The sequence below is a fragment of the Bradyrhizobium sp. LMG 9283 genome (assembly GCF_045571415.1).
Lineage (GTDB): Bacteria > Pseudomonadota > Alphaproteobacteria > Rhizobiales > Xanthobacteraceae > Bradyrhizobium.
In genome coordinates this window covers 8,589,361-8,613,927 of the sequence record NZ_CP120691.1, presented here as the reverse complement: position 1 = coordinate 8,613,927, position 24,567 = coordinate 8,589,361, and the positions used below count along the sequence as shown (strand labels likewise).

At 65.0% G+C, this 24,567-nt stretch carries 23 protein-coding genes; 5 read left to right on the top strand and 18 right to left on the bottom strand.

Annotated elements, in window-relative coordinates:
* The first annotated feature begins 54 nt into the window (after positions 1 to 54).
* A complete protein-coding gene (locus P6U29_RS40180; protein ID WP_407115613.1) occupies positions 55 to 1,248 on the top strand; it encodes an ABC transporter substrate-binding protein in 1,194 nt (397 codons plus the stop codon).
* A 158-nt stretch (positions 1,249 to 1,406) separates the two neighbouring features.
* Here P6U29_RS40180 and P6U29_RS40175 read toward each other — a convergent pair whose 3' ends face one another.
* The 4 genes from P6U29_RS40175 to P6U29_RS40160 are packed head-to-tail and all read right to left on the bottom strand — an operon-like array spanning position 1,407 to position 6,009.
* Complete coding sequence (locus P6U29_RS40175; protein ID WP_407115612.1) at positions 1,407 to 1,796, bottom strand: MAPEG family protein; 390 nt, start codon at positions 1,794 to 1,796, stop codon at positions 1,407 to 1,409.
* A gap of 28 nt (positions 1,797 to 1,824) precedes the next feature.
* Positions 1,825 to 2,907, bottom strand: a complete 1,083-nt coding sequence (locus tag P6U29_RS40170; RefSeq protein ID WP_407115611.1) for a lipocalin-like domain-containing protein — start codon at positions 2,905 to 2,907, stop codon at positions 1,825 to 1,827.
* Positions 2,897 to 5,359 (bottom strand): FtsX-like permease family protein, encoded by a 2,463-nt coding sequence (locus P6U29_RS40165; protein WP_407115610.1) that lies wholly within the window; start codon positions 5,357 to 5,359, stop codon positions 2,897 to 2,899. The genes P6U29_RS40170 and P6U29_RS40165 overlap by 11 nt, the downstream gene beginning before the upstream one ends.
* Entirely contained in the window at positions 5,356 to 6,009 is a 654-nt protein-coding gene (locus P6U29_RS40160) for an ABC transporter ATP-binding protein (protein ID WP_407115609.1), read from the bottom strand. The genes P6U29_RS40165 and P6U29_RS40160 overlap by 4 nt, the downstream gene beginning before the upstream one ends.
* A 145-nt stretch (positions 6,010 to 6,154) precedes the next feature.
* Here P6U29_RS40160 and P6U29_RS40155 point away from each other — a divergent pair, with 145 nt between their 5' ends.
* Positions 6,155 to 7,477: an MFS transporter gene (locus P6U29_RS40155; RefSeq protein WP_407115608.1), complete on the top strand. Its 1,323-nt coding sequence runs from the start codon at positions 6,155 to 6,157 to the stop codon at positions 7,475 to 7,477.
* Between the two features lie 55 nt (positions 7,478 to 7,532).
* Here the strand turns inward: P6U29_RS40155 and P6U29_RS40150 are convergent, their stop codons facing one another.
* From P6U29_RS40150 to soxX, 11 genes are all read right to left on the bottom strand, one after another.
* Positions 7,533 to 9,248 carry an amidohydrolase family protein gene (locus P6U29_RS40150; RefSeq protein ID WP_407115607.1) on the bottom strand — a complete coding sequence of 572 codons (1,716 nt, stop codon included), beginning with the start codon at positions 9,246 to 9,248 and terminating at the stop codon, positions 7,533 to 7,535.
* 155 nt (positions 9,249 to 9,403) lie between these two features.
* Entirely contained in the window at positions 9,404 to 10,609 is a 1,206-nt protein-coding gene (locus P6U29_RS40145) for an MFS transporter (RefSeq protein WP_407115606.1), read from the bottom strand.
* Positions 10,610 to 10,768: 159 nt separating this feature from the next.
* A complete protein-coding gene (locus P6U29_RS40140) occupies positions 10,769 to 10,942 on the bottom strand; it encodes a hypothetical protein (RefSeq protein ID WP_407115605.1) in 174 nt (57 codons plus the stop codon).
* 85 nt (positions 10,943 to 11,027) lie between these two features.
* Entirely contained in the window at positions 11,028 to 12,065 is a 1,038-nt protein-coding gene (locus P6U29_RS40135) for an MBL fold metallo-hydrolase (protein WP_407115604.1), read from the bottom strand.
* A 265-nt stretch (positions 12,066 to 12,330) separates the two neighbouring features.
* Positions 12,331 to 12,786 carry a hypothetical protein gene (locus P6U29_RS40130; protein ID WP_407115603.1) on the bottom strand — a complete coding sequence of 152 codons (456 nt, stop codon included), beginning with the start codon at positions 12,784 to 12,786 and terminating at the stop codon, positions 12,331 to 12,333.
* A complete protein-coding gene (gene soxB, locus P6U29_RS40125) occupies positions 12,783 to 14,534 on the bottom strand; it encodes a thiosulfohydrolase SoxB (protein ID WP_407115602.1) in 1,752 nt (583 codons plus the stop codon). The genes P6U29_RS40130 and soxB overlap by 4 nt, the downstream gene beginning before the upstream one ends.
* 54 nt (positions 14,535 to 14,588) lie before the next feature.
* A complete protein-coding gene (locus P6U29_RS40120) occupies positions 14,589 to 14,894 on the bottom strand; it encodes a hypothetical protein (protein ID WP_407115601.1) in 306 nt (101 codons plus the stop codon).
* Positions 14,891 to 15,754, bottom strand: coding sequence for a sulfur oxidation c-type cytochrome SoxA (gene soxA / locus P6U29_RS40115; RefSeq protein ID WP_407115600.1), 864 nt, complete (start codon positions 15,752 to 15,754; stop codon positions 14,891 to 14,893). The genes P6U29_RS40120 and soxA overlap by 4 nt, the downstream gene beginning before the upstream one ends.
* Positions 15,754 to 16,065 (bottom strand): thiosulfate oxidation carrier complex protein SoxZ, encoded by a 312-nt coding sequence (soxZ, locus tag P6U29_RS40110; RefSeq protein ID WP_027577526.1) that lies wholly within the window; start codon positions 16,063 to 16,065, stop codon positions 15,754 to 15,756. The genes soxA and soxZ overlap by 1 nt, the downstream gene beginning before the upstream one ends.
* Positions 16,066 to 16,080: 15 nt before the next feature.
* A complete protein-coding gene (gene soxY / locus P6U29_RS40105; protein ID WP_407115599.1) occupies positions 16,081 to 16,572 on the bottom strand; it encodes a thiosulfate oxidation carrier protein SoxY in 492 nt (163 codons plus the stop codon).
* A 25-nt stretch (positions 16,573 to 16,597) separates the two neighbouring features.
* Positions 16,598 to 16,954 (bottom strand): sulfur oxidation c-type cytochrome SoxX, encoded by a 357-nt coding sequence (gene soxX / locus P6U29_RS40100; RefSeq protein WP_407115598.1) that lies wholly within the window; start codon positions 16,952 to 16,954, stop codon positions 16,598 to 16,600.
* A 229-nt stretch (positions 16,955 to 17,183) separates the two neighbouring features.
* On the opposite strand from soxX, the gene P6U29_RS40095 reads away from it, so the two are divergent.
* A complete protein-coding gene (locus tag P6U29_RS40095) occupies positions 17,184 to 17,855 on the top strand; it encodes a DUF938 domain-containing protein (RefSeq protein WP_407115597.1) in 672 nt (223 codons plus the stop codon).
* Between the two features lie 45 nt (positions 17,856 to 17,900).
* Here P6U29_RS40095 and P6U29_RS40090 read toward each other — a convergent pair whose 3' ends face one another.
* Both P6U29_RS40090 and P6U29_RS40085 read right to left on the bottom strand, forming a co-directional pair.
* Entirely contained in the window at positions 17,901 to 18,689 is a 789-nt protein-coding gene (locus P6U29_RS40090) for an alpha/beta fold hydrolase (RefSeq protein ID WP_407115596.1), read from the bottom strand.
* A gap of 200 nt (positions 18,690 to 18,889) precedes the next feature.
* Positions 18,890 to 20,959 (bottom strand): prolyl oligopeptidase family serine peptidase, encoded by a 2,070-nt coding sequence (locus P6U29_RS40085; protein ID WP_407115595.1) that lies wholly within the window; start codon positions 20,957 to 20,959, stop codon positions 18,890 to 18,892.
* A 197-nt stretch (positions 20,960 to 21,156) separates the two neighbouring features.
* On the opposite strand from P6U29_RS40085, the gene P6U29_RS40080 reads away from it, so the two are divergent.
* Both P6U29_RS40080 and P6U29_RS40075 read left to right on the top strand, forming a co-directional pair.
* Entirely contained in the window at positions 21,157 to 22,404 is a 1,248-nt protein-coding gene (locus tag P6U29_RS40080) for an MFS transporter (protein WP_407115594.1), read from the top strand.
* Positions 22,405 to 22,578: 174 nt separating this feature from the next.
* Positions 22,579 to 23,814, top strand: a complete 1,236-nt coding sequence (locus tag P6U29_RS40075) for an MFS transporter (RefSeq protein ID WP_407115592.1) — start codon at positions 22,579 to 22,581, stop codon at positions 23,812 to 23,814.
* A gap of 119 nt (positions 23,815 to 23,933) precedes the next feature.
* Here P6U29_RS40075 and P6U29_RS40070 read toward each other — a convergent pair whose 3' ends face one another.
* The gene (locus tag P6U29_RS40070; RefSeq protein ID WP_407115591.1) at positions 23,934 to 24,428 is read right to left on the bottom strand and encodes a VOC family protein; all 495 of its coding nucleotides are present in this window, start codon (positions 24,426 to 24,428) and stop codon (positions 23,934 to 23,936) included.
* Between the last annotated feature and the right edge of the window lie 139 nt (positions 24,429 to 24,567).

Here is a 24,567-nt window from a genome sequence, read left to right as displayed (position 1 = left end):
TTCTTCACTAGTATCCGCGCGATTTCACAACAGAAGACTGCTGGGAGTTAACATATGAAATCAGCCCTTTTGGCCGCTGTCGCAACCTCTGCCGTATTGTTCGCCGCGCCGGCTTCCGCGCAAGGCGTCAAGATCGGCATCCTCAACGATCAGTCCGGCGTCTATGCCGATTACGGCGGCAAATGGTCGGTCGAAGCGGCCAAGATGGCGATCGAGGACTTCGGCGGCGAGGTGCTCGGCCAGAAGATCGAACTCGTCACCGCCGACCACCAGAACAAGCCGGATCTGGCAGCCTCGATCGCGCGGCGCTGGTACGATGTCGAGAACGTCGACATGATCACGGAGCTGACGACCTCATCGGTCGCGCTCGCGATCCACGAGCTCTCCAAGGAAAAGAAGAAGATCGACATCGTCGTCGGCGCCGCGACCTCGCGCCTCACCGGCGATGCCTGCCAGCCCTACGGCTTCCACTGGGCCTACGACACCCGCGCGCTCGCGGTCGGCACTGGTGGTGCGCTGACGAAAGCCGGCGGCGACACCTGGTTCTTCCTCACCGCCGACTACGCCTTCGGTTATGCGCTGGAGAAGGACACCAGCGAGATCGTCACCGCAAACGGCGGCAAGGTGCTCGGCTCGGTGCGCGTGCCGCTCAACTCCTCCGATTTCTCCTCGTTTCTGCTGCAGGCGCAGAGCTCGAAGGCGAAGATCGTGGGCCTTGCCAATGCCGGCCTCGACACCACTAACTCGATCAAGCAGGCGTCCGAGTTCGGCATCGTCTCCGGCGGCCAGAAGCTCGCGGGCCTCTTGATGACGCTCGCCGAAGTCAACGGCCTCGGCCTTCAGGCCGCGCAAGGCCTAGTGCTGACCGAAGGCTATTACTGGGATCTCAACGACAAGACGCGGAATCTCGGTGAACGCTTCTTCAAGCGCACCGGGCGGATGCCGAGCATGATCCACGCCGGCACCTATTCGGCGACACTGAGCTACCTGAAGGCTGTCAAGGCTGCCGGCACCAAGGATCCGGATGCGGTCGCCAAGAAGCTGAAGGAGCTGCCGGTCAACGACGACTTCGCGCAGGGCGGCAAGGTGCTCGAGAACGGCCGCATGGTCCACGACATGTATCTGTTCGAGGTCAAGAAGCCCTCGGAATCGAAGAAGCCGTGGGACTATTACAAGCTGCTCGCCACCGTCCCCGGTGACAAGGCCTTCTTCACCGCGAAGGAAAGCGGTTGCCCGCTGACGAAGTGACGCTCTCGTGTCCCGGACGCGCAGCAGCGTGAAACGCTGCTGCGCAGAGCCCGGACCCACGCCTCTCCGGGTGCGGAGGCCTGACTGGGTCCCGGTTCAGCGGCGCAGCGTTGCACGCTGCACCGCGCCCGGGACGCGAGCACGCGCGATGCCGTGCTTCACTTCACCAACCGCAACACCACCGCCCCCAGCGCCCCAACCCACAACGCAATCGCGGCCAGCGCCTGGATCGCAAAGCCCGTGCCGCGCTTGGCCGCCGCCTTCGAATAGCCGACCAAATAGACGATACGGCCGATGATCCAGACCACGCCGATACCCGCCGCGATGGCGTCGCTGATATAGATCGCGAACAGCCACAGCGCTGGCAGGAAGATCGGCATCCATTCCAGCGTGTTCATCTGGATGCGGAAGGCCCGTTCGAAATCCGGATGGCCCGACATCGCCGGCACCTTGACGCCGGTCTTGTCGCGCGAGCGCGAGACGTTGATGGCGGTGAAGAAATAAAAGGCGATCGCCAGCAGCGTGACGAGGGCGGTGAGATGATACATCGTTACGTCCTTCGAAGAGACCCGCGCTTCAATACCCGGTCAGCTCGAGATAGCCAACGCCGTCATGCGTCCCGGCAAAGCTGATCGGTCCTTCCCAATATGAAAATCCGGTCCCCATCCAGGCCTTGGGATTGAGCGGCTTGCAGAGGATCGAGAATGATCGCGAGGGAATTGCGATCTGCCATTCCACCGGCAACTTGCGTCCCGCGACGTCCGCGGTGGCCTTCGGCATCATCTGAATGTCGCTGCCCGCGATCATCTGCGTGCTGCCGCTGGCGCTGATCCAGTTGCCGAACGGATAATCCTTTCCGTCCTTCTGCCGCAGCCGGTACAGCATCAGCTTGTCGCCGGATGAAAGATGCAGCGACAGCCAGTCCCAGCCGGTCTGGTCGGCATCGAGCGGCTGGCTGCTCCATTCCCTGTCCATCCAGGCCTGGCCCGAGACATCGACCGCCTTGTCGTCGATGGTGAGGCTGCCGCGCGCGCGATAGAACGGCTGGCTGTAGTAGTAGGACGCCTGCCCGCGCTCGGACTTACGGCTGTAGCCGCCATCGCCCTGCAACACCACCGGCCGGTCGGCCTCCAGCGTCAGCGCGTAGCTGAAATCGGTGCCGGAGGCCTTCAGCGTCAGCGGCGCCAAAGTGCGATCGTCGGTGCGCTCAAGACCTTTCATCTCCCAATCGTCGATCCAGGCATCGAACGGCTTGGCGGTGACGCCGGCCTGCCCCACACCACCGCGGGAAAACGTCTCGCCAAAGCGGTGGGTGTCGGCGCGCGTCACCGCCGCATGTCCCATCCACACCTGTTGATTGGCCCAGCCTTCGCGATGCGGGCCCGGCTGCGCCGCCTGGCGGAACAGCGTCCATTGCAGGCCGCAGGCGGCGCCGCTGCTGTCTGTGAGGTTCGCCGTGAGATACCACCACTCGATGCGAAACTCCGGATGCGGCCCGTGGTCGACGGGAAAAGTGAAGACCTTCCCCGGCATCACCTGCGCAAAGCCGTCGGCGCTCTCGCCGAGTCCGGCATAGCCCTGGGCGCCTGCGCGGCGCGCGAGAGCGAGTGCGGCGATGCCGCCGGTGAACGCGCGCCGCGAGATTCTGTCAGCGCTCATTGGCAAACACCTTGACGAGGTTCGCCGGCTGCATCCGCGCCAGCCGCAGCATCGGCAGCAGCGCGGCAAACAGCGAGGCCAGCAGCGCGACCGCGACCAGCTCGATCAGCTGCAGTGGAAACACATGGAACGGCAGCCGCCAGCCGAATGCCTTCACGTTGACGATCGCAATCAGGCACCAGGCCACCAGGAGGCCGAGCGGCACGGCCAGCAACGCCGTGAACAGCGCCACCGAGAGCGTCTTGGTCAATTCGACCGCGGCAAGGCGCGGCCGCGTCAGGCCGATCGCCCAGAGCGGCGCAAGCTGCGGCAGGCGGGAATTGGCCAGCGTCAAAAGGCTGGTGAGCAGCGCAATGCCGGCGACGCCGAGCGTGAAGGCGTTCAGCGCCGATGTCACCGCAAAGGTGCGGTTGAAGATGCGGATCGATTCCGCCTTCACCGTCGCCTGGTCGGCGACGCTGCGATCGTCGAGCCCGAACTGCTTCTGCAAGGCCGCGATCAGGCCGGGGATATTCTCCTTCGCGACGATCAGGCCGATCCGCGTCTGCGGCGTCTGCGGAAACTGCCGGATCAGTGCGGCGACATTCACCGTGAGCTGCCCCTTGGGGTTGCCGTAATCGGCATAGATGCCGACGATGTCGAGCTCCCAGGTCCCGCCCGGCACCGGCACCTCGACGACGTCGCCGATGCGCAGATTCAGCCTGCGGCTCAATTGCTCGCTGATGAAGGCGGCATTGCCGGGCACCAGCTGCGTCCAGGCGCGCGGCGCGGTTTCCAGCAGGGGCCAGCGCTCGCGATACAGCGCTTGATCGGGCAGGCCAAGCAACTCCACCGATTGCCCCTGGATTTGCGACTCGGCGCGTCCGCCCGAGAGGATCGCCTGAACATCGCTGCGATCCTTCAGCCAGTTGCGGATCGCGACGCCTTGCGCATTGTCCGACGCGCTGATGTAGACGTCGGCGGCGAGCCGCCCGTTGAGCCAGCCGATGAAGGTGCGGCTGAACGTCTCCACCATGGTGGAGACCCCAACATTGACCGCGAGCGCGAGCAGCAGCGCCATCAGCGCGAGCGACAATCCGGAAAGCTGTTGTCGGCTGTCCGCCCAGAACCACAGCGCAAGCGGGCCTCGCGCGACGCGTTGGCCGGCGAGCAGGATGATGTCGAGGAAGGCCGGCAGGATCAGCGCCGCACCTAACATCAGCGCCGCGAGCACGCCGAACCCTGCGATCAGCGATTGTCCGTAGTGGAGCAGCAGCAGTGCAACCGCGAACACGGCGCCGGCGGCGAGGCTCTGCAGGATCAGCCAGCGGCGTTGCCGCTGTTGCCAGGCGCGTGGGTGCGCCGTCGCCAGCACCGGCATCCTGATCGCCTTGATCAGGCTGGTTGCGGCCGCAACAAGTGCGCCGGCAACGCTGATGCCGATGCCGGCGAGCCACCATTCGCCTCGCAGGCTGAGCTGCCCCGGAATCTGCGCGCCGTAGAGCCCGCGCAGCGAGGCCGCGACGTCGGGCAACAATGCGGCTGCGATGAAATAGCCGCAAGCGAGTCCGATCAGGCCTGCGACCAGCGCCAGCGCCACCAGCTCGACCACCAGCACCGTGTTGACCAGCCGCGCCGAGGCACCGCAGGCCCGCAAGGTCCGCAGCATCGGCAGCCGCTGCTCGAAGGCCAGTCCGACGGCCGAATTGACGATGAACAGACCGACGAAGAACGACAACAGGCCAAACGCCGTGAGGTTGAGATGAAAGCTGTCGGTCAGACGCTCCAGCTCCGTCTCCGCCGTCGGTTCGACCCGCTGCAACTGCTCGCCGACGACGCTCGCGAGCGGCGCCGGCCTGCCCTTCGGTTTGCCGATCAGCAGCCGCGACACCTGATCCGGCTTGTTCAGCAATCGCTGTGCCACGCCGATATCGACCACCAGCACGCCGGGCGCGAGCTGCGGCTGTACCCGCAGCGGCGGCAGCTTTGCGCCGCTGCTGATCGGCGGTGACGAGCCTTCCGTTTCCTGCAAGTCGCTCAACGTCTCCCGTGCCACCAATGTCTGGCCGGGCGGTGCCACAAAGCTGCTCAGATCCGAGGCGCCAAGGCGCGGCGCGTTGCCGACATCGACTGGCAGCGTCACCGGCTCGATGCCGAGCAGCCGCACCGAGCGTCCGTTGATCTGGACCCGGCCCTCCAGCGCCGGTGACACCGACCAGCCCGCACGGCGGAGTTGGACGAACAGCTCTTGCGGAAAAGTCGCCGCATTGGGCGCGACCAGCATCGCAGTGCGCACGCCGCCGAACGTCGCCGCCGCGCGGTCATAGGCGCTGCGGGCCTGCTGGTTGATGGCCTGCACGCCGCTCCACAACGCGGTCGCTGCGATCAGTCCGACGAGCAGCGTCGCAAACTGCATCTTGTGGCGCCGCCAATGGCTGAGCAGCACGGCGAGGATCCAGAGCGCGCGCCTCATGCAATGCGTCCCGCATGCAAAGTGAGATGACGGTCGAGCGTCGCGGCCAGATGCAGGCTGTGCGTCACCATCAGGAAGCCGCAGCCGGTGCGCGCGACGAGGTCACGCGTCAGCGCCAGCACGTCCTCGGCGGTGGCTTCGTCGAGATTGCCGGTCGGCTCGTCCGCCAGCAGCAGCGAGGGCTTGGTCGCCAGCGCCCGGCCGATCGCGACCCGCTGTTGCTGGCCGCCGGATATTTGCTCTGGATAACGCTTGAGCAGGCTGCCGAGTCCGAGCCGCTCGACAAGCTCCTTGGTCCAGGCCGCATCGTGCCGGCCGGCGATCCGCGCCTGGAAGGCGAGATTGTCCGCGACGGAGAGGCTCGGGATCAGGTTGTACTGCTGAAAAACCAGACCGATGCGGTCGCGCCGCAAGCTGGCGCGTTCGGCATCCGACAGCTTGGTGACCTCGATCTCCTCCAGCCGGATTGTGCCGCCGTCGGCGGCATCGAGCCCAGCGATCAGGTGCAGCAAGGTGCTCTTGCCGCTGCCAGACTCGCCGCTCAGTGCGACGCGCTCGCCAGCCTTGAGGTCGAGATCGACGCCGCGCAGCACATGGACCGGCTCGCCGGCCGAGGAGAAGGTCTTGGAGAGATTTCGGATGCTCAGCACGATGAATGGCGCCGGACGGAATTAACGGAATTGCTGCGTAGCACACCTGCCGGGGAAATGCTGGGTTGCGTTGGTCTCGAAGCCGTTGTTAGCTTCCAAGACGGCCAAATCAAAAAAGTGCCAAAAAAGACATACGGGGAGATTCATGAGCGCGCAGGGAACGCCGGCGGTGGCCGGCAAGACAAGAACGCCAAAGGGCGCCTGGACCATCACCTTTCTCCTGTTCCTCTTCATGCTCGTGAACTTCGCTGACAAGATCGTCGTGGGTCTTGCCGGTGTGCCGATCATGACTGATCTGAAGCTCACCCCGGAGCAATTCGGCCTGCTCGGCTCTTCCTTCTTCTTCCTGTTCTCGATCGCGGCCATCGTGGTCGGCTTCATCGTCAACAAGGTGCCGACGCGCTGGGTGCTGTTGACGCTGGCGGTGATCTGGGCGCTGGCGCAATTTCCGATGGTCGGCACCGTCTCCTTCACCACGCTCCTGATCTGCCGCATCGTGCTGGGCGCCGGCGAAGGCCCGGCGGCATCCGTGGCGATGCATGCCCTCTACAAATGGTTTCCCGACGAGAAGCGCACGCTGCCGACCGCCGTCCTGTCGCAGGGGTCCGCCTTCGGCGTCATCCTCGCGGTGCCGGCGCTGAACTGGATCATCGTCAACCATTCCTGGCACTACGCCTTCGGCGCGCTCGGCGTCGTCGGCCTGATCTGGGTTGCGGCCTGGCTTGCGCTCGGCAAGGAAGGGCCGCTGGGGGACACGCAAATCTCGGCCGCGACCGAACCGAAGATCCCCTATTTGCAGCTTCTCACCTCGCGCACCTTCATCGGCTGCGTCGCCGCAACCTTCGGCGCTTATTGGGCGCTGTCGCTCGGCCTGACCTGGTTCACGCCGTTCATCGTCAAGGGGCTCGGCTTCTCGCAGAGCCAGGCCGGCTTCATCTCGATCCTGCCCTGGGTGTTCGGCGCCACCATCGTCATTCTCACCGGCTGGATCTCGCAGGTGATGATGGCGCGCGGCTACAACACCCGTGCGGCTCGCGGCGTTCTCGGCTCGGTGCCGCTGGTGATCGGCGGGCTGATCCTGGCAATGATGCCGCATGTCCAGGGCGCGGGCCTCCAGATCGCGTTCCTCGTGGTCGGCTCGGGCCTGTGCGGGGCGATCTATGTCGTCTGCCCGCCCATGCTCGGCGAGTTCACCCCGACGTCGCAGCGCGGCGCGATTCTCGCGATCTACGGTGCGCTCTACACGCTTGCCGGCATCATCGCCCCGGCCGTGATGGGGACGGTGATCCAGCGTGCCGGCAGCACGATCGACGGCTACATGACCGGCTTCACCATCAACGCTGTGATCATGGTCTGCTCCGGCCTGCTCGGCCTTCTGCTGCTCTGGCCGAACACCGAGCGCGCTAGGCTGACGCGCGCCGCCGCTTCGCAGGCCAGCGCGCTGAAGGGCGCGGTGTCGCCGACGTAAGGGTAGGTGCTCTTTTCTACCCTCCCCTTCCAGGGGAGGGTAAGCGGCAGCGCCGCTAATTCACCCGCTGCGCGCCACGAATCAGCTTGCCCGGCCGGCGCCCCGTGGTCTCGCCATGCCGTCGCGTCACCACGCCCGACACGATGGTCGCCTCATAGCCGTCGACATCCTGCAACAGCCGCCGCCCACCGACCGGCAGATCGTAATGCACTTTCGGCGGATGCAGGTGCAGGCGGTCATAGTCGATCACGTTGACGTCGGCTTTATAACCCGGAGCAATAAGCCCGCGATCGGTGAGGCCGACCGAGAGCGCAGTCTTGCGCGACTGCGCCGCGACCACGAACGGGATCGTGAGCTTCTCGCCGCGCTTGCGGTCGCGCGTCCAGTGCGTCAGCAGATAGGTCGGGAAGCTCGCATCGCAGATGATGCCGCAATGCGCGCCGCCGTCGGACAGGCCCGGCACTGATTGCGGATCGAGCAGCATCTCGCGCGTCGCATCGAGATTGCCGTCTGAATAGTTGAGGAAGGGTACGTAGAGCATGCCGCGGCCCTCGTCCGACAGCATCGCGTCATAGGCGAGCTCCTCCGGCTGACGCCCCTGTTTGCGCGCCTGCGGTCCCAGCGCGTTCTCCGGCGGCTGCTCGTAATCGGGGGGATCGCCGAGCAGGAACATCTTGTCGTAGTTGGGCCGGAAGAACAGCGGATCGTCGGTCGCGGTCGCCGTCTCGCTCAGGATCGCCTTGCGCACATCCGGCTGGCGCAGCCGCGCCAAACGCTCCTGCAGCGGCAGATGGGCGATCGCCTTGTAGCTCGGATGGGTCTGGAACGGATTGCGCGAGAGCTCGAGCCCGAGCAGCAGGCCAACCGGGCGTGCCGCGATCTGCGCGGTGATGGAGAGGCCGCGCTTGGCCGCCGCATTGATCTCGTCCAGCGTCTGGCGCCAGCGCTGCGGCGCCTTGTCGTTCTGCGTGATCGAGAACGAGATCGGGCACTTTGTGCTGTCCGCCACCCGCAGCATCATCGGCAGGTCTTCGTGGATGGTGGAGAGGTCGAGCACGAATTGCAGCACGCTGCGCCCCTGCCGATGCATCGCGCCGGCAATGGCGGTGAGCTCGTCCTCGCCGGCCTTCAGCGTCGGCGTGAAATCTCCGGTCGAGGTGCGATGATTGAGCGTGCGCGAGGTCGAGAAGCCGAGCGCGCCGGAGCGTACCGCTTCGCCCGCGAGCCTGGCCATCGCCGCATTGTCCTCCGCGGTCGAGGGATCTCGGCGCGCGCCGCGCTCGCCCATGACATAGACACGCAGTGCGGCATGCGGCAGCTGCGCGCCGACATCGATGTCGAAGTCGCGCTTGGCGAGCCAGTCCATGTAATCCGGAAAGCTCTCCCAGGCCCAGGGAATGCCGGCGCTCAGCACCGGCTCGGGAATATCCTCGACGCCCTCCATGAGCTGGATCAGCCGGGTGTGGTCATCAGGCTTGCACGGCGCAAAGCCGACGCCGCAATTGCCCATGATCGCCGTGGTGACGCCGTTCTGCGAGGACGGCGTGATGTCCTGGCTCCAGGTAACCTGGCCGTCGTAATGGGTGTGCACGTCGACGAAGCCCGGCGTCACCAGCTTGCCGCGCGCGTCGATCTCCTCGCGGCCCTTGGCGGAGACCCTTCCGATTTCACTGATCTTGCCGCCGGCGATGGCGACATCAGCCTCGAACAACTCGCCGCCGTGGCCATCCGCGACAGTACCGCCGCGGATCACGAGATCAGGATTGCTCATTGTGTTTCTTCCCGGTTTGCATTTGTTATTTTGCTCGTCGTCCCGGACAAGCGCGCCCCAAGCGCGCGCCGATCCGGGACCCATATTCACGGGGAGTCGTCTTGCGACTCGGAGGGACCAGCTTCGCGCCGCAATCTCTCCCCGTGGTTTGTGGCTCAAGCCTTGGCCGGCTTCCGTTCCGTGAACGGCGACAGCACCACCGTCGCCACCATGAAGATCACCGACGCGCCGAACACCCAATGCGGCGCGCTCTGGTCCATGATCCAGCCGAACAGCAGCGGTGAGACGATGCCGCCGAGATTGAATCCGGTCGAGACGATGCCGAAGGCGCGCCCCGCAGCACCCGCGGGTGCCGCATTGCGCACCAGCATGTCGCGCGACGGCGCGATCACGCCGGAGAGGAAGCCTGCGGTTGCCATCGTGGCAGTCAGGGCCCAGCCCGGCAGCGTCATCAGCGCGATCAGCAGCACGATGGCCGCATTCGCGGCAAAGCAGGCCGCCGCGACATAGCCGTGACGCTCGGTGTGGTCGGCGAGGAAGCCGCCCGCGAGCACACCGGCGGCGCTGGCGCCAAGGAATGCAGTCAGCGCGACGTTGGCGATCGAATAGGAGGTGCCGTAGCCGCTCATCAGCGCCACCACGCCGAAATTGTTGATGCCGGCAACCGACAGGCTGAGCAGCATGAACAGCGCGGTCAGCGTGATCAGCGCCGGCGTGATGACCGCCTGCTTCGGCGCCTTCGCGTTCTCAGGCTTTGTCTTGTGCGCGCCGGCATCGGGAATGCTCATGACGACCAGCAAGAGCGCCACAGCAACACCGATCGCGCCCGATGCGATCAGCGCGCCGGCGCCGCCGGATAGTGTGACCAGCGCAGCCACGATCGCGGGCGCCACCGCGCCGCCAAGAAAGCCGGCAAAGGTGTGGATCGAGAAGGCGCGGCCCATCCGCGCCTCGTCCATGTGCTCGGCCAGGATCGCGTAATCGGCGGGATGATAGACGCTGTTGGCAAGGCCCAACAGCACGGCGCAGGCGATCAGCGAGGCGTAGCTGAGGTGCAGGCCGAGCAGGATCAGCGCGAAACCGCCGAGCGCGAGTCCGGCCAGCAGAATTCGCCGCGCACCAAAATGGTCGACGAGATAGCCGATCGGTGCCTGCGTCAATCCCGACACCACCGCGAACACGGTAAGTGCGAAGCCGAGCTCGATATAGCCGACGCCGAGCTGGCTTTTGAGGAACGGGAACAGCATCGGCAGGACCAGCAGATGGAAATGGCTGACCCAATGCGCGATCGAAATCCCCGTCAGCGTGCGGAGCGCGCTGTCCGCCTTGCCTTGCTGCGCTGCGGCGAGAACGTCGACCATTGTTCCGTTTCACTCCCGATGGACGCGCAAACTATCGGGGAGGGCGGTTATTTGTCCATGAACGCAGGCGCATGGCAGGTAGTGCGGGTGGTGTGAGGATGCCTCCATATCTCCGCAGCGTCGCCCCGGCGAAGGCCGAGATCCATTCCCCACATCGCCTCAAAACGGCTCATCATCCGGACCGTAGCGGTCGCGCTTCGGCGTTGCGATGTCGCCGTCTTCATACTCGTCGTGCTCGATCTCGCGCGGCGGCAGGGGCTTCTTCGCCTTGTCTTGCGCTTGCTTGTTGTCCGCGATCTTGGGCGGCTCGCTTGGTTTGCCGGTCTTGGCCATGGCTGATCCCGGATGCTGATGCTGCACCCGATCCTATCCTGAAAATACGTGCGGGACCTGACCTATCGCAAGTCGGGCCGGCCGCTCAGCGCACCACCGGCCCGCCCGCCTTCTTCCAGGCATCGATGCCGCCGGCGATATGGGCGGTGTTGAGAAGCCCCGCTCCCTTCGCAGCCGCCACCGCCATCGCCGAGCGTTCGCCGAAGGCGCAGAAGAACACCACGCGGCGTCCCGTCGCGGCGGCGACCTCGCGCAGCATGCCGCCGGGCTTCAGGCTCTCCTCGACCGACGGATAGGGCGTGTGCAGCGCGCCTTCGAGCATGCCGTGCTTCAGCCGCTCGTTGGTCTCGCGCAAGTCCACCAGCAGGATGTCGGGCCGGCCGAGGCTGCGGATCGCCTCGATTGCGCTGAGCGCGCGCCCCTCCTTCTCCAGCTCCTCCTGATGCAGGCCGACATGCATGTTGGCGGGGACCGCCACGTCCATCATCTTCGGATTGGGCAGCTTCAGGTTCGCCATCAGCTCGATATATTCGTCGACCGAACGCACCTGGAGCCGCGGATTGTAGCGCTTCTCCTCGCCGATGGTGGAGACGGTGTCGCCCTTGTAATCATGCGCGGGGAATACCATCGTCTCGTCCGGCAGCTTGAGCAGGCGGTTGAAGATCGAATCGTATTGGGCGCGCGACGAGCCGTTCTGGAAATCGGTGCGGCCGGTGCCGCGGATCAGAAGCGTATCGCCGGTGAAGACGCGATCGCCCATCAGATAGGAATAGGAATCGTCGGTGTGGCCCGGCGTGTACATCACGTCGAGCGACAGGCCCTCGATCGTCACCTTGTCGCCATCGGCCACTCGCATCGCCACCACGTCGGCCTTGGTCTGGTCGCCCATCACGGTCATGCAATGCGTGCGATCGCGCAGCTCACCGAGGCCGGTGACGTGGTCCGCATGCAAATGGGTGTCGACCGCCTTGACCAGCTTGAGGTCGAGCTCGCGCAGCAATTGGCAGTAGCGGTCGACCTTCTCCAGCACAGGATCGAGAATGAGCGCCTCGCCGCCGGGGCGGCTGGCGAGCAGATAGCTATAGGTGCCCGAAACGCTGTCGAAGAGCTGGCGGAAGATCATGGCAAAGACCCCGGCGTGAAACTCACTTCCAGGATTCTACTACGCCTGGGGTCAGGAAGAGAAGCAATTCACTGTGCGGACAGGAAAATTTAGAAGATCTTTATTGCGGAATTAGGGGTCACCCTGTCGTCCCATCCACCGTTTGTCATCGCCCGCGCAGGCGGGCGATCCAGTATTCCTGAGACAGCAAGGGGTAGGCGTACTGGATTCCCCGCCTGCGCGGGGAATGACGCTGGGTGTGTGGCGACGCTGCGCCTCAAAGCGCTCAGGGCCGCACCACCGTATACCCGTTCTCCGCCAGGAACAGGATCTGCCCGACACCCACCTGCACCGGCGTCGCGCCTGGGATGAACGCCGGCCGCTTGCCCGTCTCCCGCGCGATCGTATCCACCGTGTTGAGGCAGATGTCGAAGCGCACGCCCTGCGCGATCAGGCTCTCGACCTGCTTGCGCCGCTCGCTGCCGGCAAGAAGCAGGTCGATGCCGGGACCGAACGCCACCACCTCGATCGCGATCTTGTCGGGATCGTAGGCCTTCAGCAGATTGTTGGCGACGCTCAGCACCAGCGCCTGCTTCTTCGCATCGCCGTCGGAGAGTTGCAGCACGACCTTGTGCTCGGCGAACGGCTTGTCCTGGAGCGGCACCTGTTGCGCAAGAGCGGGCGGGGCCGCCCAGACGAGCAGTGCCAGCATCATCGCGGATAAGAGCTGCGACCGCATCACCCCTGTCCCGCAATGCCTGGATTGCCTTCGACGCCTTTCAGCGTCACGCCGGAGCCGAGTCGCTCCGGTAACATCCGGCCCGAGCGCAGATATTTGGCGACGACGTCCCACACCGGCGCGCCTTGCTGGCCATTGACCGAGGCCCAGCCCGCGACCTTGTAGCGGTGGCCGGCGCTGAGCGCCTTGCCGTTGCCAAGCTTCAGCTCCGAGATGCGGCTACCGATCGCAGCGTCCGGCGTGCAGGTGTAGCTGAGCCCGCCGGCGCGCACCATGTCGCCGCCCTGCTGGTAATAGGGATCGGCATTGAAGAGGTTGTCGCAGACGTCTTCCAGCACGTCCTTGATCTGGGCTCCCGTCATGTCCTGCACATAGGTCTCGGGATAGGTGATCGCGGTCTCCGCCAGCACATCCTCCATGGTCAGCGCCTGGCCGGATAGCGCGGTGACGCCCCAGCGGAAGCCCGGCGACAGCGCGATCTCGGCATTGAGCTCGGTGCGCAGCGCGGTGCAGATCAGTTCGTCCATGGGTCCGGAGAAATTGCCGCGGCGGTAGAGCAGGCGATCGGGCGTTGCGATCTTCTCCGACCAGTCGCTCACATGCGGCGCCCGCAGCCGGCCGATCAGCTCGGCCATTCCAGGATCGGGCTTCAGCAACTCGGAATAGACAGGCAGCAGATGATAGTGGATGTCGCTGACCTTGCCCTTGTCGAGCGCAAGATCGAGCACGGCCAAAAATTTCCCGTTGGAGCCGGCATTGGTGACGAGCGTGGTGCCGGCCGCATTCTTCACCGCAATCGGCTGCGGCACGGCATCATGGGTGTGGCCGCCGAGGATGACGTCGATGCCGGTGACGCGGCCCGCCAGCTTGAGGTCGACATCCATGCCGTTGTGCGACAGCAGAATGACGGCGTCGACCTTGTCGGTGCCGCGCAAGGCATCGACATGCTTCTGCAACTCCTCCTCGCGGATGCCGAAGCTCCAGTCCGGTGTGAATCTCTTGGGATGCGCGATCGGAACGTAAGGGAAGGCTTGGCCGACGATCGCGACGCGATGCCCGCCGAGCTCCTTGATCATCGAAGGCTTGAACACGCGTCCCGTGGCCTTGTCGAAGGCGAGGGCGTCGTTGAACGCGGCTTCCTCGGTCAGGAAGACGTTCTGCGCCAGGAATTCACCCTTGAAGCGCTCGAGATTGTCGCGCAGCGCCTGCTCGCCATAGGTGAATTCCCAATGCCCGGTCATCGCCTCGATGCCGAGCAGATTGGCGACCTCGACCATGTCGCGGCCCTGCGTCAGGTTGGCGAGCCCTGTGCCCTGCCAGAGATCGCCGCCGTCGATGAGCAGCGAACGTTTCTCGCCGACATCGGCGCGCAAGCGATCAACCAGCGTCTTCAGATGGGCGAAGCCGCCGAGCTTGCCGAAGCGGACTGCGGACTTCTCGAACTCGAAGCAGGTGAAGGCATAGGCATCCGCGCTGTCGGGCCGGATGCCGAACCGCTCCAGGAAGGCACGGCCGACCAGATGCGGCGGCCGTCCCGCCATCTCGCCGAGGCCGATATTGACGCTGGGCTCGCGGAAATAGACTGGATTGAGCTGCGCATGCGTGTCGGTGATGTGCAGGATCCGCGCATTGCCGAACCGCTCGAGGTCGTAGATGCTGGCGGCCTCAGTGCCACGGGCCAGCCGCGGCAGGCCGAGCGTTGCGGCGGCAAGGCCTGCACTTTTAAGGAAGTCGCGGCGGCGGATCGCCATTCAGAAATTCTCCGCGCCTCTCGTGATCGCTTGACTGTTCCACTTGGGAGCAGTTTAGCGGATTTCCATCGCCTTCCAGGCTTCTTTTTCGGACGTGGCCTGGAAGATCGAGGCCTTCGCCAGCGCCTCGGCCTCCTTGGCTGCGGCAACAGCACGGTCGAAATCGCCGCCGTCGGCTGCCTTCTTCGCCGCCGCCAGCGCAGATACGGTCACGGTCCACTGATTGCGCATGCCAGCCGCCTCCTTGGAGGCGGCTTCGGCGGCAGCATAGGCCGCCTTGTAATCCGCCTCATTTGCCGCGCGCGCGGATGGCGCAAGGCTCAACGCGAGCAGCATGGCGAGAGCAAGTGACCGCTTCATGGCCGTGCTCCCGGTCCCGAGATCGGCAATCCGTTGGCGACATAGGACAGGAAATATTCGACGTCGCGATATTCGTCCGATTGCGGCTCCAGCGGAACCGCGCGGGTTTGGCTGTTGCAGGTGACGAAGCGGCGACTGGTGGTGCCCATGCCGCTCCATTCCGAGCGGTAGATCGGCATTGCGTTGAGGATGCCGAGCGCCGGTGCCAGGGTCTCGGCGCGGATGCGTTCGCCCGGGCTCTGCACATGGCAGCTCGCGCACGAGAAATTCATCTGGCCGCGCCGCGTGTAGAAATAGCGCTTGCCGTTCTCGAACGCCGCCAGCGCACGGGGATCATCGGGAATTTTGATGTCCATCGGTTTGCCGCGCGAAGTGTACGCCATGTAGGCGGTCAGCGAGGCCATCTCGTCCTTGACGTAGGAATAGGGCGTCTCGCCATTGGCCTCGCGGCAGCGGTTGAGTGCGAGCTCCAGCGTGACGACCTTGCCTTCCTTGGTGTCGAAGTACGGATAGTTCTGGCGGATGCCGATGCCGCCGTTCGGGAAGCAGTCGGCATAGGTCTTGCCGTTCTTGAACGGGGTCGAGAACATCTCCTTGCCGGCGTCGAGCGCGAACTCGTAAGGCGGGAATTCTTCCTTCTCCTGCCACTGCCGCTTCATGTCCTCGTTCATCGAATAAGGACCGTTGACGAAATCCTCGTGCTTCACGTTCGGAAACTTCTGGAAGAAGAAGTTCTGGAACGCCTTGGCGTCGGCGACGGGATCGACCTTGTCGGCCGCGACGACGCGTGTCGCGGCGAAAGCAAGCGCTGCGAGCGCGACGAATGCCGAGCCGAGCAGAATCGTGGCGCGCTTTTTCATCACGCGATCTTCGCGGTGGTCGTGTCCGAGCCACCCTTGTTGTCGGTCCAGGAAATCTTGAGCTCGTCGCCCTTCTTGGCGCCCTTGAAGCTGAACTTGACGTAGGGATCCTTGGAAACCGCAGTGCCCCAATTGGCGACGAAGACGTCCTTGCCGTTACATTCGAACTTCAGCTCCTGGATGAAATGCGCGGGGATCAGCTCGCCCTTGGAATCCTTGACCAGGCCCGTGTCCATGGGATGCTGGATCAGCGCCTGCACCTCGGTGATGTCGCCATTGGATGTTGCGCGTACGCGAATGCTTGATGCCATGTCGAACTGCCTCGCTTAACCGCCACAACCGCCGACGGTGACCTTGACCTCTTTGGTCGCGCTGTAGAGCTTCCCGTCGGCTTCCACGATCGCGGTCAGTTTGGTGGTCCTGGCCATCTTCAGCCGGTTGGCGACAGCAGGGATCGTGCCATCGGGAATCTTGTAACTTGCCGCGAGCGCGAACGGGTTCTCGGCCACGAAGAACGAGATCGAGATGACCTTGTCGAGCGTCGTCGTCACCGAGATCGGCACGACGCCGCCGTTCTCGGCGATCTCGGGCGCGTCCAGCTTGATCTTGTCCGACGGCTCGGCGGCCTTGCCGTAGAGCGCCTTGATCGCGTCCACCTCGCTCTTCTGCTTGAAGGCCTCTTCCGGATATTTGTCGTTCGCCGCCGCGCGCGCAGGCACGGCGCCGAACGGCAGATTGCCGAGGCCGAGCAGCGCGACGGAGGCTGCGCCCTGAAGGATCAGGCGCCGCGTCGGATGAGGGCCGGTGGTCGTGGTCATCTCAAATCTCCTGGGCCGCCGGCCGTTACAGGGTCTGCAGGAAATCAACGATCGCGTTGATTTCCTGCTCGGTCAAAATCCGGTTCCGGCCGAACGGCGGCATCATGGTCTGCGGATTGCGCTTGGTCTCGTCGAAGATGATGGCAACCAGCTCGTTGCGATCGGGGTATTTGGCCTTGATGTCCTTCAGCTCCGGCCCGATCGTTCCGGGCAGGTCGCCGCCCTTGATGACGTGGCAGGTCAGGCAATTGCCCTTGCCGCGGTCGAAAGCGAGTTTCTGGCCCTCAGTCACGGTGGACTGCGCCCCCGCCGGGGCCACAGCTGCGCCGGCGAGGAGGGCCAGCGCAACAAGCAGGGCGGGCTTGCAAGGAAAGGCGGTCAAGGCTTCGTCCCGAGCGTTATGTCGATGATCTCATTTGCGGAATTGTTCAAAAGCACAAAGGGCACCGCCTGACAATCAAGACTATGCAGGCGGCAAAATGGGGTTAATATCCGCCGCATTGCAACCGATGAGATAGTTCATTCATCAGATCGTCTGGGATTAGCAAATTATTCTCGGGCGTTTGCCCCCTTAGGGCCGTGTTCTGTTTCACATTTTTTGGGGACGTCACTTGGCTGAATATGTCGTCGAATTTGGCAGGGACGGCGGACGGGTCGAGCCGGATGGCCGGCTCGATGCGCCGGCTTTCCATCGCAATCACGAACCGATCTGGGCGGCGCTGGAAAAGCATCTTGCCGGCACTACCGGCGACGTTGTGGAACTCGGCAGTGGAACCGGCCAGCACGTAGTTCATTTCGCCCGCCACACACCCGGCCTGATCTGGTGGCCGAGCGATCTCAATCAGCGCCACCTCAAGAGCATCGAAGCCTGGCGCGTGCATGCAGGCCTGCCGAACATCCGCTCACCCCTGCGGATCGACCTCACCGATCCCGACTGGTGCCCGGAGATGAAAAGCGGGCAGGGGCCGACAGTCCTTGCGGCCGTGTTCTGTGCCAATGTCATTCACATCGCGCCCTGGGCCGTGGCCGAAGGCCTGTTCGCCGGCGCCGGTCGCTATCTGCGCCCCGACGGCAAGCTGTTCCTCTACGGCCCCTTCAAGCGCGACGGCAAGCACACCGCGCTCAGCAACGCGGTGTTCGACACCTCCTTGCGCGAAGGCAATCCCGAATGGGGCGTGCGCGACATCAGCGACGTCGAGAAGCTGGCGAAAGGTGCAGGCCTTCGCCTGGTCGATGTCATCGAAATGCCCGCGAACAATCTCACGCTGGTGTTCGCGCGCTAAGCCGCGTCGGCGGTGCGCTCCGGGGTGAGGCGTCTGAGCGCGCGGTCAGGGCAGGGTCCCCGCCGACCAGCCTGCGCCTGCACATCGCGCGACGAACTCCGAAATAAGAGCTGTCGTTTCCGCCGGGCGCTCCAGGCTTGGAAGATGCGCCACGCCCGACATTTCTCGCCCTTCCGCACCCGGCACGACCGCAGCGACATGGCGGCAGCGTTCCTGAACATAGGGGAAGTCGAGATCGCCCCAGAGCACGAGGGTTGGCACCGCGATGTCGCTGAGCCGGTCGAAGAAGGGCTGAATGTCGACATCCGTTCCGAACGGCGGCGAGCGAAGCGCGATACCGTTCATGTCGAGGAGCAGATCGCGCGCAGGACCCGCGACGCGACCTTCGTCCGCCAGCGGTCCATCTAGCCAGAGGCGCGCCTTCATTGCGTTCAGCCGATCGAGATCGCCGGACGTCTCGGCCTGTTTCGACTGCGCCATCAGTCTGGCGATATCGGGCGTATAGGTCGGATCGGGCGCGCCGGCCACATTAGGGGCGATCAGCACGAGGGCGCGAACGCGCGACGGATGACGGATGGCGGCATCGAGCGCGATGCGGCCGCCGAGCGAGCAGCCGATCAGAATCGCGGGCTTGCCGTCTGCGGTTGCCTCCAGCACCGCCATCAGGTCCGACAGGGCGGAAAAGTTTTCCGGTTCGGCGCGTGTTTCGCCGAACCCGCGCCGGTCGTAAGCAACCGCCTTGTGGGTGGCGCCGATTGCATCCAGTTGGGCGCGCCACATACGCCGGTCGCACACATTGGCATGAAGAAAGACAACGGCGGTGCCGTCGCCCACGATCTCGGTCGCGAGCCTGGCGCGACCGGACGCAATGAATTGCATGAACTGCATGTCCAGAATTGACGAGGTTGTCGACGAGGGTAAAGGGGATCGCGGAAATCAAAAACCCTCATTGCCTGCATGGGCGGAATGCAAATGTCACTCCGCGAAGTCGTGCCATCGCAAAGCGACGCATTGAACGTGCCACCTCGCGCCCCTCAGCCTTCGCCGTCCCGCCACCCGATCTTCTCCTTCAAGAACCGGAAGCCGAGCACCTCGAAGCTCGCGCGCTCCTTGTTGTCCTTGCCGTAGCCATGGCCGCCTGCGGCCGGCTCGTAGAACCAGGCCTCATAGCCCATCGCCTGGAGCTTGGCCGCCATCTTGCGGGCATGGCCGGGATGGACGCGATCGTCCCGTCGCGTGGTGGCGATCAGGATCGGCGGGTAGGCCTGGCCGGCCTTCACGTTGTGATAGGCCGAGTAGGTCTTCAGCCATTCCCACTCCTCCACCTTGTCGGGGTCGCCATACTCCGCGATCCAGCTCGCGCCCGCGAGCAGCTTTGTGTAGCGGCGCATGTCGATCAGCGGGATGGTGCAGAACAGTGCGCCGAAGCGCTCGGGATAGCGCACCAGCATGTTGGTGATGAGGATGCCGCCGTTCGATCCGCCCTGCGCGGCGATGCGCTTCGCACTTGTCACGCCGCGGCGCACGAGATCGGCAGCGACCGCGGCGAAATCGTCGTGCGAGAGCTTCTTGCCGGCAAGCCGTCCGGCATCGTGCCAGCGTGTGCCGAACTCGCCGCCGCCTCGCAAATTCGCCTGCACGGTCGTGCCGCCGCGCTCCAGCCACAGCTTGCCGAGCGAAGCGTTGTGGTACGGCTTCACTGAAGCGCCGAAGCCGCCATAGGCGCTCATATAGACCGGCGCATCGCCGGTCTCAGCCGCGGGACCGGTCTGCACATAGGGAATGCGCTCGCCGTCAACAGAGATCGCTTCGTGCTGGGTCACCACGAGCCCATCTGCGGTGAACGTCCTCGGCGCCTGCTTCAGCACGGCCGGACTGGCGACACCACGCTCGATCAGCAGCAGCGAGGGCGGCGTGAGCGGATCCTGCACATTGGCGAGCAGGTCGCCGTTGCTTTGGGACTCATGATGATCCAGGCGCCAGACGTCGACCACGCCGATGGCGGGAAGTCCCCGCAGCGTGGTGCGGGCCCAGCCGGTGGGCGAGGGCGTGCAGACTTCATGCACCGGTCGCAGCTCGTCGAGGATCGGTAGCACCAGCTTCCCCGCCGTCCAGAATAGGCCCTGCAGCGCGCGCCGCGGGCCGGGCTCGAACAGCACGGTGAAATCGCGATGGCCTGCGAGAAAGGCCGAGAGCGAGATGCCGAGCACGCTGTCCGCCGCGAATGTCCGTCCCGCAACGGTCCATGGCTGGCGCAGCTTCACCGCAAACCAGTCGCCATGCGCCTGCATCCAGATGCCGGTCGGCAGATCGAGCTTCGTGAGCGCGCCGACCGAGTCGCGGAGCCAGATCGCGAAATTGAAGAAATCGACCTGGTCGACGATCCACGCCCGCGGCGCCGAACCGGTGTCGTCGACGCCGCAATAGACCCGCATCCGGTCGGCCGTCGTCTCGAAGATCACCTGCGCCTGCTCGACCGGCTGGCCACGCCGCCACAGCCGGATCGTTCTGGCATAGCCTGATGTCGTCGCCATGTCCGCGCCATAGGCGCTGGAAAGCATCAGCGTATCAGCGTCGAGCCAGTCGACGCTGCCCTTGGCCTCCGACAGCACGAAGCCATCGGCGACGAAGCTCTTCGTGCCGATGTCGAACTCGCGCAAGGTGACGGCATCGCTCCCGCCCCGCGACAGACTCAGGATGACGCGTTGATGCGCGGGGCTCGAGCTGATCCAGTTCAGCAGCCAGTCCTCGCCCTCGCTCGCGGCAAGCTGGTCGATGTCGAGCACGGTTTCCCAGGCAGGCGCGGTTTTGCGAAATTCGTCTAGCGTGGTTCGCCGCCATAGCCCGCGCGGATTGCTGGCATCCTTCCAGAGATTGTAGAGGTGATCGCCGCGCCGGCCGACATAGGGGATGTTATCGGGTCGGTCATAGATCGCCGCGAGAATGTCGCGGTCGCGCGCGAAGGCCGCTCCGCCGAACGCCTGGAGCGTCAGGCTGTTCTGCCGCTCGATGAAATCGAGCGCCTGTCTGCCCTCGATCTCTTCCAGCCACAGCCAGGGATCGTCGTCGGGAGCGCTGAGCGTGGGCCTGTCGTCGACGGTCATGAACGAAACTCCAACAAGTCGCTGCGGATAGGATTTGATCGAACTCAAGCCGTCAAGGGCGCGGCCCGTTATCATCCGTCCGATTGCGTCAGAGGCATGGCCTGCGCCCGTTTGCGCCGGTTGTCCGCCCTCCCACGGCCCTTCATAGTGCCGGGAATCACCACAGCCCCTTGCGAGCCCCTCGGGCGGAAATGCCGATGATCGATGTGACGTCTACCGCCGAAATCGCCGACGACGCCCGCGTGCGTGCCAATGTGGTGCGCCTTGCCGCCGCGCAGGCGCTGACCGGCGCCAACTCGGCTGTCATTTTCGCCACCGGCGCGATCGTCGGCGCCACGCTCGCGCCCGACATGTCGTTCGCGACCGTGCCGATCTCGATGTATGTGGTGGGGCTTGCCGCCGGCACGCTGCCGACCGGCGCGATCTCGCGCCGCTTCGGCCGCCGCGTGGCCTTCGTCATCGGCACGGGCCTCGGCACGCTCACTGGCCTGCTCGGCTCGTTCGCGATCCTGCACGGCTCGTTCGTGTTGTTCTGTATCGCGACCTTCCTCGGCGGCCTCTATGGCGCCGTGGCGCAGTCCTATCGCTTCGCCGCCGCCGACGGCGCCAGCGCGGCCTACCGCCCCAAGGCAGTGTCCTGGGTGATGGCGGGCGGCGTGTTCGCCGGCGTGCTCGGTCCGCAGCTCGTGCAATGGACCATGGATGTCTGGCAGCCCTATCTGTTCGCCTTCAGCTTCCTGGTGCAGGCCGCGGTGGCGCTGGTCGCCATGGGCATCGTCGCGGGCGTCGACATGCCCAGGCCCGGGCCGGCCGATCTGCATGGTGGACGGCCGCTGCTGACCATCGTGACTCAGCCGCGCTTCATCGCGGCGGCGCTGTGCGGCGTGATCTCCTATCCCATGATGAATCTGGTGATGACCTCGGCGCCGCTCGCCATGAAGATGTGCGGCCTGTCCGTGTCCGATTCCAATTTCGGCATTCAATGGCACATCGTCGCGATGTACGGGCCGAGCTTCTTCACCGGCGCGCTGATCGCGCGCTTCGGTGCCGCGAAGGTTGTCGCGGCCGGCCTGCTGCTGGAAGCCGGCGCCGCCGGCATCGGCCTCTCCGGCCTCACTGCGATGCATTTCTGGGCGACGCTGATCGTGCTCGGCGTCGGCTGGAATTTCTCCTTCATCGGCGCCTCTGCGCTGGTGCTGGAAACGCACCGCCCGCAGGAGCGCAACAAGGTGCAGGCCTTCAACGATTTCCTGGTGTTCGGCATGATGGCGATCGGCTCGTTCTCCTCGGGGCAATTGCTCGCCAATTACGGCTGGTCGGCGGTGAACCTGGTGGTGTTCCCGCCGGTGGTGCTGGGACTTGCCGTGCTCTCGCTGGTCTCCTGGGCCCGCCGCCGCAAGGCGCAGTTGGATGCGGCGATGGGTGAGTTTCCGGACGCGGTCTGATGGCAGGAGGCTGTCAGCAGCGTTGATACTTCGATCCGAGTCGAAGTGATTTTCCCGGTGCGAGATATTAGTTGATGCGTCATGGCCGGGCTTGTCCCTGCCATCCACGTCTTGGGCGCGGATCGAAGAACGTGGGTGCCCGGGACAAGCCCGGGCATGACGGAGTAAGCGGCGATGCTCGATAATCTTCAACAGCCCACGCTCGACGAATCCTCCGTCCGCTACGGCGGCTGGCGCATCGTCGCGGTCTGCTTCCTGCTCGCGACCTTCGGTTGGGGTCTCGGCTTCTACGGCCAGAGCGTCTATGTCGCCGAGCTCCAGCGCGCGCGGGGCTGGCCCACCACGCTGATCTCCGCAGGCACCACGTTCTTCTACCTGTTCGGCGCACTGCTGGTCGTTTTCGTCGGCGAAGCCGTGCGGAAATACGGCCCGCGCCTCTGCCTGATTGCGGGCACGCTGGCGATGGCGGCGGCCGCGGTCGCGATCGGCGCGGTGCGCGAGCCCTGGCAGCTTTATCTCGCCGATGCCGTGCTCGCCTTCGGTTGGGCCGGCACCAGTCTCGCCATGATCACCAACACGATCAGCCTGTGGTTCGACCAAAAGCGCGGCATGGCGATCAGCCTTGCGCTGAACGGCGCGAGCTTCGGCGGCATCGTCGGCGTGCCGCTGCTGGTGGCGTTGATCGGCCATATCGGCTTCGCCAGCGCGATGTATGCCACTGCCGCTGCCATGCTGGTGCTGCTGCTGCCGGTCATCCTCCTTCTCGTCGGCCGCCCGCCCGACCGCCATGGCTGGCACGCGGCAGCAAAGGCAAAGCCGCAATCCTCGACGCAGATCCGCGCATGGGCGCTGCGTGATGTCGGCTTCCTCACGGTGACGATCGCCTTCGCCCTGGTGCTGTTCGCCCAGGTCGGCTTCATCGTGCACCTGATCTCGTTCCTCGATCCCGTGATCGGGCGCGAGCGGGCGGCGGTCGCCGTCGGGGTGCTGACGGCGATGGCCGTGGTCGGCCGCGTGCTGTTCTCGCTGGTGATCGACCGCCTCGACCAGCGCCTCGCCTCCGCACTGTCGTTCCTCAGCCAGGCGGCGGCGCTTCTCGTCGTCGTCAATCTGCACAACGATTATGTGCTGATCGCGGTCTGCGCGGTGTTCGGCTTCTCGGTCGGCAATCTCATCACGCTGCCCTCGCTGATCGTGCAGCAGGAGTTCGACAGCGCTTCGTTCGGTGTGCTGATCAGCCTCAACACCGCGATCAATCAGGTGACCTACGCCTTCGGCCCCGGCGTCGTCGGCTTGTTGCGCGATCTCTCGGGTGGCTATGCCCTGCCGTTCTATGTCTGCATCGCGCTGGAAGTGGCGGCCGCGGCGCTGATCATGGTGCGGGCGAGGCCGCGGGCGAAGCTATCATAGAGGGGCGACGGCCCCTCAACAAACTCGGTCATTGCGAGCGCCGCGAAGCAATCCAAACTGTCTCCGCGGAAAGATTCTCAATTGCTTCGCCGCTCGCAATGACGAGGAGAGAGCGGAGGTCAGCCCTCCCGCTGCCGCAATAACGCTTCCACGTCGAGCCGTTTCGTGAACATCGCGAGCTTGCCATCCGGCCCGAACGGCCATTGCTCCCGCGGCTTGTCCCAATACAGCTCGACGCCGTTCTGGTCCGGGTCGCGCAGATACAGCGCCTCGCTGACGCCGTGGTCGCTGGCGCCGTCGAGCGCAATGCCGGCCGTCAGCACCCGGTGCAGCGCATCCGCCAGCGCAGGCCGCGTCGGATAGAGGATCGCGGTGTGATAGAGCCCCGTGGTGCCCGGCGGCGGTGGTGAGCCGCCCTTGCTTTCCCAGGTGTTGAGCCCGATGTGGTGATGATAGCCGCCGGCCGAGATGAAGGCGGCGCCCGAGCCCATGCGCTGCATCAGCTCGAATCCGAGCACGCCGCAATAGAAACCGAGCGCGCGATCGAGATCGGCGACCTTGAGGTGAACGTGGCCGATCCGGGTGCCGGCATGGACGGCTGGGCTTTGCGACATGGGAATGCTCCGTTGCTGAGCTCTACATAGGGCGGGCCTCGGGACCGCGCTACGGGCCGAACCCGAAACCCATCGTTTCCGAATGGGCAACCAATTGGGGCTGAATTGGTGATGTCGGTATCAAGCCCAGGCAGAGTTC

Coding starts and splice junctions, on each gene's coding strand:
- P6U29_RS40180 (WP_407115613.1), top strand. CDS start 55: ATGAAATCAGCCCTTTTGGCCGCTGTCGCAACCTCTGCCGTATTGTTC.
- P6U29_RS40175 (WP_407115612.1), bottom strand. CDS start 1,796: ATGTATCATCTCACCGCCCTCGTCACGCTGCTGGCGATCGCCTTTTAT.
- P6U29_RS40170 (WP_407115611.1), bottom strand. CDS start 2,907: ATGAGCGCTGACAGAATCTCGCGGCGCGCGTTCACCGGCGGCATCGCC.
- P6U29_RS40165 (WP_407115610.1), bottom strand. CDS start 5,359: ATGAGGCGCGCGCTCTGGATCCTCGCCGTGCTGCTCAGCCATTGGCGG.
- P6U29_RS40155 (WP_407115608.1), top strand. CDS start 6,155: ATGAGCGCGCAGGGAACGCCGGCGGTGGCCGGCAAGACAAGAACGCCA.
- P6U29_RS40150 (WP_407115607.1), bottom strand. CDS start 9,248: ATGAGCAATCCTGATCTCGTGATCCGCGGCGGTACTGTCGCGGATGGC.
- P6U29_RS40145 (WP_407115606.1), bottom strand. CDS start 10,609: ATGGTCGACGTTCTCGCCGCAGCGCAGCAAGGCAAGGCGGACAGCGCG.
- P6U29_RS40140 (WP_407115605.1), bottom strand. CDS start 10,942: ATGGCCAAGACCGGCAAACCAAGCGAGCCGCCCAAGATCGCGGACAAC.
- P6U29_RS40135 (WP_407115604.1), bottom strand. CDS start 12,065: ATGATCTTCCGCCAGCTCTTCGACAGCGTTTCGGGCACCTATAGCTAT.
- soxB (WP_407115602.1), bottom strand. CDS start 14,534: ATGGCGATCCGCCGCCGCGACTTCCTTAAAAGTGCAGGCCTTGCCGCC.
- P6U29_RS40120 (WP_407115601.1), bottom strand. CDS start 14,894: ATGAAGCGGTCACTTGCTCTCGCCATGCTGCTCGCGTTGAGCCTTGCG.
- soxA (WP_407115600.1), bottom strand. CDS start 15,754: ATGAAAAAGCGCGCCACGATTCTGCTCGGCTCGGCATTCGTCGCGCTC.
- soxZ (WP_027577526.1), bottom strand. CDS start 16,065: ATGGCATCAAGCATTCGCGTACGCGCAACATCCAATGGCGACATCACC.
- soxY (WP_407115599.1), bottom strand. CDS start 16,572: ATGACCACGACCACCGGCCCTCATCCGACGCGGCGCCTGATCCTTCAG.
- P6U29_RS40085 (WP_407115595.1), bottom strand. CDS start 20,959: ATGACCGTCGACGACAGGCCCACGCTCAGCGCTCCCGACGACGATCCC.
- P6U29_RS40080 (WP_407115594.1), top strand. CDS start 21,157: ATGATCGATGTGACGTCTACCGCCGAAATCGCCGACGACGCCCGCGTG.
- P6U29_RS40075 (WP_407115592.1), top strand. CDS start 22,579: ATGCTCGATAATCTTCAACAGCCCACGCTCGACGAATCCTCCGTCCGC.
- P6U29_RS40070 (WP_407115591.1), bottom strand. CDS start 24,428: ATGTCGCAAAGCCCAGCCGTCCATGCCGGCACCCGGATCGGCCACGTT.